This is a genomic window from Halopseudomonas sp., assembly GCF_041579695.1.
In the GTDB taxonomy this organism is placed as follows: domain Bacteria; phylum Pseudomonadota; class Gammaproteobacteria; order Pseudomonadales; family Pseudomonadaceae; genus Halopseudomonas.
The window spans coordinates 1-5,976 of sequence record NZ_JBFGFI010000120.1 but is presented as its reverse complement, the minus strand read 5'-3'; the positions used below and the strand labels follow the sequence as shown (position 1 = coordinate 5,976).

General features: G+C 59.9%; 4 protein-coding genes, 1 pseudogene and 1 riboswitch. Of the genes and pseudogenes, 4 read left to right on the top strand and 1 reads right to left on the bottom strand.

Annotated features, from left to right (window positions below):
* Positions 1-171: 171 nt before the first annotated feature.
* The 4 genes from ABYA88_RS14915 to ABYA88_RS14900 all read left to right on the top strand — a co-directional run bounded on the left by ABYA88_RS14915 (position 172) and on the right by ABYA88_RS14900 (position 5,582).
* Positions 172-411 carry an exodeoxyribonuclease VII small subunit gene (locus tag ABYA88_RS14915; protein WP_373188181.1) on the top strand — a complete coding sequence of 80 codons (240 nt, stop codon included), beginning with the start codon at positions 172-174 and terminating at the stop codon, positions 409-411.
* On the top strand, positions 408-1,295 hold the full coding sequence (locus tag ABYA88_RS14910) for a polyprenyl synthetase family protein (protein ID WP_373188180.1): 888 nt from the start codon (positions 408-410) through the stop codon (positions 1,293-1,295). The genes ABYA88_RS14915 and ABYA88_RS14910 overlap by 4 nt, the downstream gene beginning before the upstream one ends.
* A gap of 88 nt (positions 1,296-1,383) precedes the next feature.
* Entirely contained in the window at positions 1,384-3,267 is a 1,884-nt protein-coding gene (gene dxs / locus ABYA88_RS14905) for a 1-deoxy-D-xylulose-5-phosphate synthase (RefSeq protein ID WP_373188179.1), read from the top strand.
* Between the two features lie 49 nt (positions 3,268-3,316).
* Positions 3,317-3,535: riboswitch (cobalamin riboswitch) on the top strand.
* A 139-nt stretch (positions 3,536-3,674) separates the two neighbouring features.
* Positions 3,675-5,582 (top strand): TonB-dependent receptor family protein, encoded by a 1,908-nt coding sequence (locus ABYA88_RS14900; protein ID WP_373188178.1) that lies wholly within the window; start codon positions 3,675-3,677, stop codon positions 5,580-5,582.
* Between the two features lie 58 nt (positions 5,583-5,640).
* On the opposite strand, the pseudogene ABYA88_RS14895 reads toward ABYA88_RS14900, so the two are convergent.
* Positions 5,641-5,976: pseudogene (locus ABYA88_RS14895) on the bottom strand (hypothetical protein); the annotation flags it as partial.

The window sequence follows — 5,976 nt, the reverse complement described above, 5'->3', positions numbered from 1 at the left end:
GGCGGCAGGCTGGCCCGCTGGCTGCCGGACGCGTGGCTGAGAACCCTGGTGATTTTGATCGGCTGGGGGCTGAGCCTGTTTTACTTCTACAAAGTGTATGGCTGATTGACCGCCCCACCACCCTTGTATAATGTTCAGCCGACTCCGATTCGCCAGATAACCGAGGTAAGCATGGCCAAGAAGAAAACCGCCGTGGATTTCGAGCAATCACTGGGCGCATTGCAGGTATTGGTCGAACGGCTGGAAAGTGGCGACCTCAGCCTGGAAGAATCGCTCACCGCCTTCGAGCAGGGCGTGGCCCTGACCCGCGATTGCCAGCAGGCGCTGAGCCAGGCCGAGCAGAAGGTCAGCCTGCTGACCGAACAGCAGGGTCAACCCGTCGCCGAGCCCTTCGACGGACCGGCTGAATGACCGATTTCAATCAATACCTGAGCAGTTGCCAGGTACGCATTGACGGCTACCTGAACGTCCATCTGCATACGGATCAACCGCGGCTTGATCGCCTCTTCTCGGCCATCCGCTACAGTGTTACCAATGGCGGCAAACGCATCCGCCCGATGCTGGCGTATGCCAGCTGCGAAGCCCTGCACGGCGATACTGCACAGGCTGACGTAGTAGCTGCCGCAGTCGAGATGATTCATGCCTATTCGCTGATTCACGACGACCTGCCAGCAATGGACAATGACGATCTGCGCCGTGGCCAGCCTACCTGTCATCGCGCCTTCGATGAGGCCACGGCCATTCTCGCCGGCGACGCCCTGCACGCGCTGGCATTCGACTGGCTGGCAGGCGAAGAAGCGTACCCACCGGCTACCCGGCTGCAGATGATCCAGTTGCTGGCGAGTGCAGCTGGCCCCGCAGGAATGGTTGGCGGTCAGGCAATCGATCTCGGCGCCGTTGGTCAGACGCTGGATATCGGCTCCCTGGAAAACATGCATCGCAAAAAGACTGGCGCGCTGATCCGCGCGGCCGTGCAGTTGGGCGCAATGGCCAGCGGTCGCGCAAGCCAGGCCCAGCTACTGGCTCTGGGCACATACGCCGACTGTATCGGCCTGGCCTTTCAGGTGCAGGATGATATTCTCGACATCGAAAGCGATACCAGCGTGCTGGGCAAGCAGCAAGGCGCCGACATCGCCCGCGACAAACCCACCTATCCGGCGCTGCTGGGTTTGCAGGGAGCGCGTCAACTCGCGGAATCACTGCGCGATCAGGCGATTGCCGCACTCCAGCCACTGAATCACAATGGCGGGCGACTGCAGCAGCTTGCCGACTATATTGTGCAACGGAATTTCTGAGCGCCCCGCAGTCTTGGGCTATCCGCCCGCATCGGTTAAACTGCCGTTTTAATTGTGCCGGTCGCACCGGCACCCAGAGCCCTGTTTGATGCCAAGCACTTTCCACGAGATACCCCGCGAACGGCCTGACACCCCGCTGCTGGACAGTATTGACAGTACGGCACGTCTGCGCGAGCTGGACGAAGACCTGCTGCCGACGCTAGCTGACGAGCTGCGCGCCTATCTGCTATGGACCGTCAGCCAGACCGGCGGACATTTTGGCGCAGGCCTGGGTGTGATCGAGCTGACCATCGCGCTGCACTACACCTATCACACACCCGACGACCGCATTGTCTGGGATGTCGGCCATCAGGCCTACCCACACAAGATCCTCACTGGCCGTCGCGAACAGATGAGCACCCTGCGGCAGAAGGACGGCCTTGCGGCTTTCCCTCGGCGCGGCGAAAGCATCTATGACACCTTCGGAGTGGGCCACTCCAGCACCTCGATCAGTGCCGCCCTGGGCATGGCCATTGCCGCCGGTCTGCAGGGGCTGGATCGCCGCACGGTAGCCGTTATCGGCGATGGCGCCCTGACCGCCGGGATGGCCTTCGAGGCGCTGAATCATGCCTCGGACGTGGAAGCCGACATGCTGGTGGTGCTCAACGACAACGATATGTCGATCTCGCGCAATGTCGGTGGCCTGTCCAATTATCTGGCCAAGATTCTGTCCAGCCGCACCTATTCGCACATGCGCGAAGGCAGCAAAAAAGTCCTGTCGAAAATACCTTCCGCCTGGGAGCTGGCGCGCCGGACCGAGGAGCACGCCAAGGGCATGCTGGTCCAAGGCACGCTGTTCGAGGAGCTGGGCTGGAATTACATCGGACCTATCGACGGTCACGATCTGCCCACGCTGATCGCCACACTGGGCAACATGCGCGAGCTGAAGGGACCGCAGTTCCTGCACGTAGTGACCCAGAAGGGCAAGGGCTTCTCGCCCGCCGAAGCCGATCCGATCGGTTACCACGCGATCACCAAGCTCGAACCCAAGCGCAACGGTAACGGCGCGAGCAAGCAGAAGTTTTCCAGCGTGTTCGGCCAGTGGCTCTGTGACATTGCCGCCGAAGACGAGCGGCTGATCGGCATTACCCCGGCGATGAAGGAAGGCTCGGATCTGATCGCGTTCAGCGAGCGCTATCCCCGGCGCTATTTCGATGTCGCCATCGCCGAGCAGCACGCGGTCACCCTCGCCGCCGGCATGGCCTGCGAGGGCGCCAAACCGGTGGTAGCTATCTACTCGACCTTTCTGCAACGCGCCTACGACCAGGTCATACATGACGTCGCGGTACAGAACCTGGATGTCCTTTTCGCCATCGACCGCGCCGGACTGGTCGGGGAAGACGGTCCGACCCATGCCGGCAGCTTCGATCTGTCGTTCCTGCGCTGCCTGCCGAACATGCTGATCATGGCGCCTGCCGATGAAAACGAAACACGGCAGATGCTGACAACCGGATTCATGCACAACGGGCCCGCTGCCGTGCGCTACCCGCGTGGCACCGGTCCCGGCGTACCGGTGGAGCCGGAGCTGGAGTGCCTGCCCATTGGCAAAGGCGTGTTGACCCGCCAGGGCGAAAAGGTCGCCATTCTCTGTTTCGGCACCCTGCACGCCAACGCATTGCAGGCTGCCGAAACACTGAATGCCAGCGTCGCCAACATGCGCTTTGTCAAACCGATGGACGTTGACCTGATCCGCCAACTGGCAAGCAGCCACGATCTGCTGGTGACGCTGGAAGAGAACTCGGTGATGGGCGGTGCCGGAAGCGCGGTGAACGAATGGCTGTCCGCCGCAGGCATCGCCATGCCGGTACTCAATCTCGGTCTGCCTGACCGCTATGTCGAGCACGCCAAACCGGCGGAAATGCTTGCCGAATGCGGCCTGGACGCCAGCGGCATCGAAGCCGCCATTCGCCAGCGCCTGCTCCAGGCCGACTGATTCGCGCCGACAGGCTTGACCGCGACGTGCATTCCCCCTAGAGTCCACCCCGCTTCCAGTCGCACTGGGTGCCCCGCAGGCCGTCAGGCCGCGGGGTGAAACGGGAAGTCGGTGCAACCCCGACGCTGCCCCCGCAACGGTAAAGGATCGCGAGCCCGCTGATATCGGCTCGCAGGCAATGCCACACAGCCACTGCGCGTATCGCGTGGGAAGGCGGCATCTGCAAAGATCCTGAGCCCGGAGACCGGCCCTGTGCGAAGCAGAACCCCATGGCTGACTGCCGGGGCCTGCATTGCTGAGGTGTCGCGGAGGGCGTCACCCGGCCAGTGCATGGCTGTCCCTTGGCTAAATAGACACCTCCGCTGGCTTCTCGTCCTCCTCAAAAGTAAACTTTTGAGAATGCTCGAATGAAATTATCCCCACTTTACGTTGCACTGATGCTGTTTCCCGGCTTGGCTATCTCGGCACAGGAGCAAGCATTAGACCTCCCCCCTACAGTAGTAACCCGAGCTACGCCGCTGGAAACAGTGATCCCCGCAAGCGTTGCCGTCGTCGACCGAGAAGAAATCGAGCGCTCAGGTGCAATTACGCTGATTGATGTCCTCCGCAAGCAAGCTGGCGTGCAGATTCGCGACACCTTGGGGGATGGCAACAGGGTAGCTATCAGCTTGCGTGGTTTCGGTGAGAATGCTGCGAACAACACCCTTGTCTTGGTCGACGGTCGACGACTCAATCAACCAAGCCTGGCTAGCCCTGATCTCAACAGCGTTCCCCTGGCCAATATCGAACGGGTCGAAATAATTCGCGGTGCAGGCACAGTGCTCTACGGCGACCAGGCAGTAGGCGGCGTCATCAATATCATCACGCGCACTCCTAATGAGCAGCAAGTACACGTAGAAGCCGCGCGTGGCAGTTATGACCTCGAAGCTTATCGAGGCCACGTATATCAGCCGCTCGGAGCCGGTTTCTCCGTTTACGCCAGCGGTGAGAATCGAACCGCCAATAACTACCGCGACCACAATAATTCCAAATACACTAACGGCTTCGGTCGCTTGCGCTATGACCATACTAGCGGGTGGATGCTTTACGAATACCAGAGCGTCGACGAAGAGCTGCTTTATCCCGGCGCGCTTACCCTGGCCCAGCGCAGAGAGGACCGCCGCCAGAGTATTTCCGACGCGTGGAACGACAACAAGACCCAAGTGCATCGTTATGCTTTCGAACAACAGCTTGGCGACGTCTGGGCGGCCAACTTCGATTACAGCCATAGCGATCGGGACGGCGTTGGCTCATTTGGTTCCGGCTCGGAGTTCGAGCAGGGAACCCGCATCGAGACGTTCAGCCCTCGCGTTACCGCCCGGTTCGCATCACCTCTGGGCGAAGCCTCGTGGCTGTTGGGCTACGATCAGATCACCAGTGATTACGAGCTGCTCGCGGCCTTCGGCAATACCGTAACTACGCAGGAACTGAGCGACTGGTATACCCAGCTCACCCAGACCCTGGGTCAGAATGTCAGCCTGGTGGCCGGATATCGCTCCAGCGAAGTTGAAAACGACGATAAAAGCCGTGGCCTCAGCCAGAAAGACCGGGAAAACAGCACAAGCATCGGGTTGAATTGGCAGTACAACGCGCATACACGCCTTTTCATCAAGCGTGAAGACGTGCTGCGCTGGGCGAATGTCGATGAGAACAGCTTCACCGCCCCTGGCATCACTTTCCTCGATCCCCAGACAGGCAAATCATGGGAGCTCGGAGGAGAATGGAGCGGCGAAAAGCAGCGTTACCACGCCAGCCTCTTCCGCCTGGAGCTGGATAACGAATTGCTTTATGACCCCACCGCAACCGGTCCTTTCGGTCCATTTGGCGCCAACATCAACCTCGACCGCACCCTGCGTCAGGGCATTTTACTTGAGGCTGATCGTGATGTAACAGAGAGGCTACAGCTGGGCGCGCAATATACCTTTACTGATTCTGAATACCGGGCGGGCAGCTTCAAAGGTAACGAGGTGCCCTGGGTTGCGAGGCATTCAGGCAGCCTGTATGGCAGCTATGAGTTCCTGCCCCGTCTGGTTGGATATGTGGAAGCCGTTTATACCGGCGACCGCTATCTATCAGGAGATGACGCCAACGATAGCCCGCGCGCTGGTGGTTATACCCTGATTAACGCTGCGGTGAGTTATGAGATCAACGGGTTCGACGCGACATTACGTGTCAACAACCTGACCGGTAAGGAATACGATGCTTTCGCCACTCTTTTCGGCCGTTATCCGGCGTCCGAGGAGCAAGTCGAGTTAAGTGTCGGCTACCGTTTCTAGTCAGTAACCCAGGACCCTGGCCGTTCAGGCCAGGGACGTTTTCAACCGCTTTGTTATTTCAGTCTAACGACTGAGCGAAGCCTTCAGCGTCTTCCCAGATCATTCCGCACAGACCCACCAGCCCTTCCAGAATTACTGGCGTCGGTCGAACTAGGCTGTCGCCATCAATAATGTGCAAGCGTCCTTTGCGCACTGCTTCCATTTCCTCAAACCGGCGCCAGCGCTGCAGCCAGGGATTGGCCTGGGCCTGTTGGTCGGAGAATGCGATTATGAGGTCGGGATCAGCAGCGATGACGCTTTCACGTCCCACTTGCGGTGCGAGGACGGGCAGAGCCCCAAATATGTTGCGTGCACCGCAGTGACGCAGCGCATCGCCAATCAGTTGCTGGTCGCT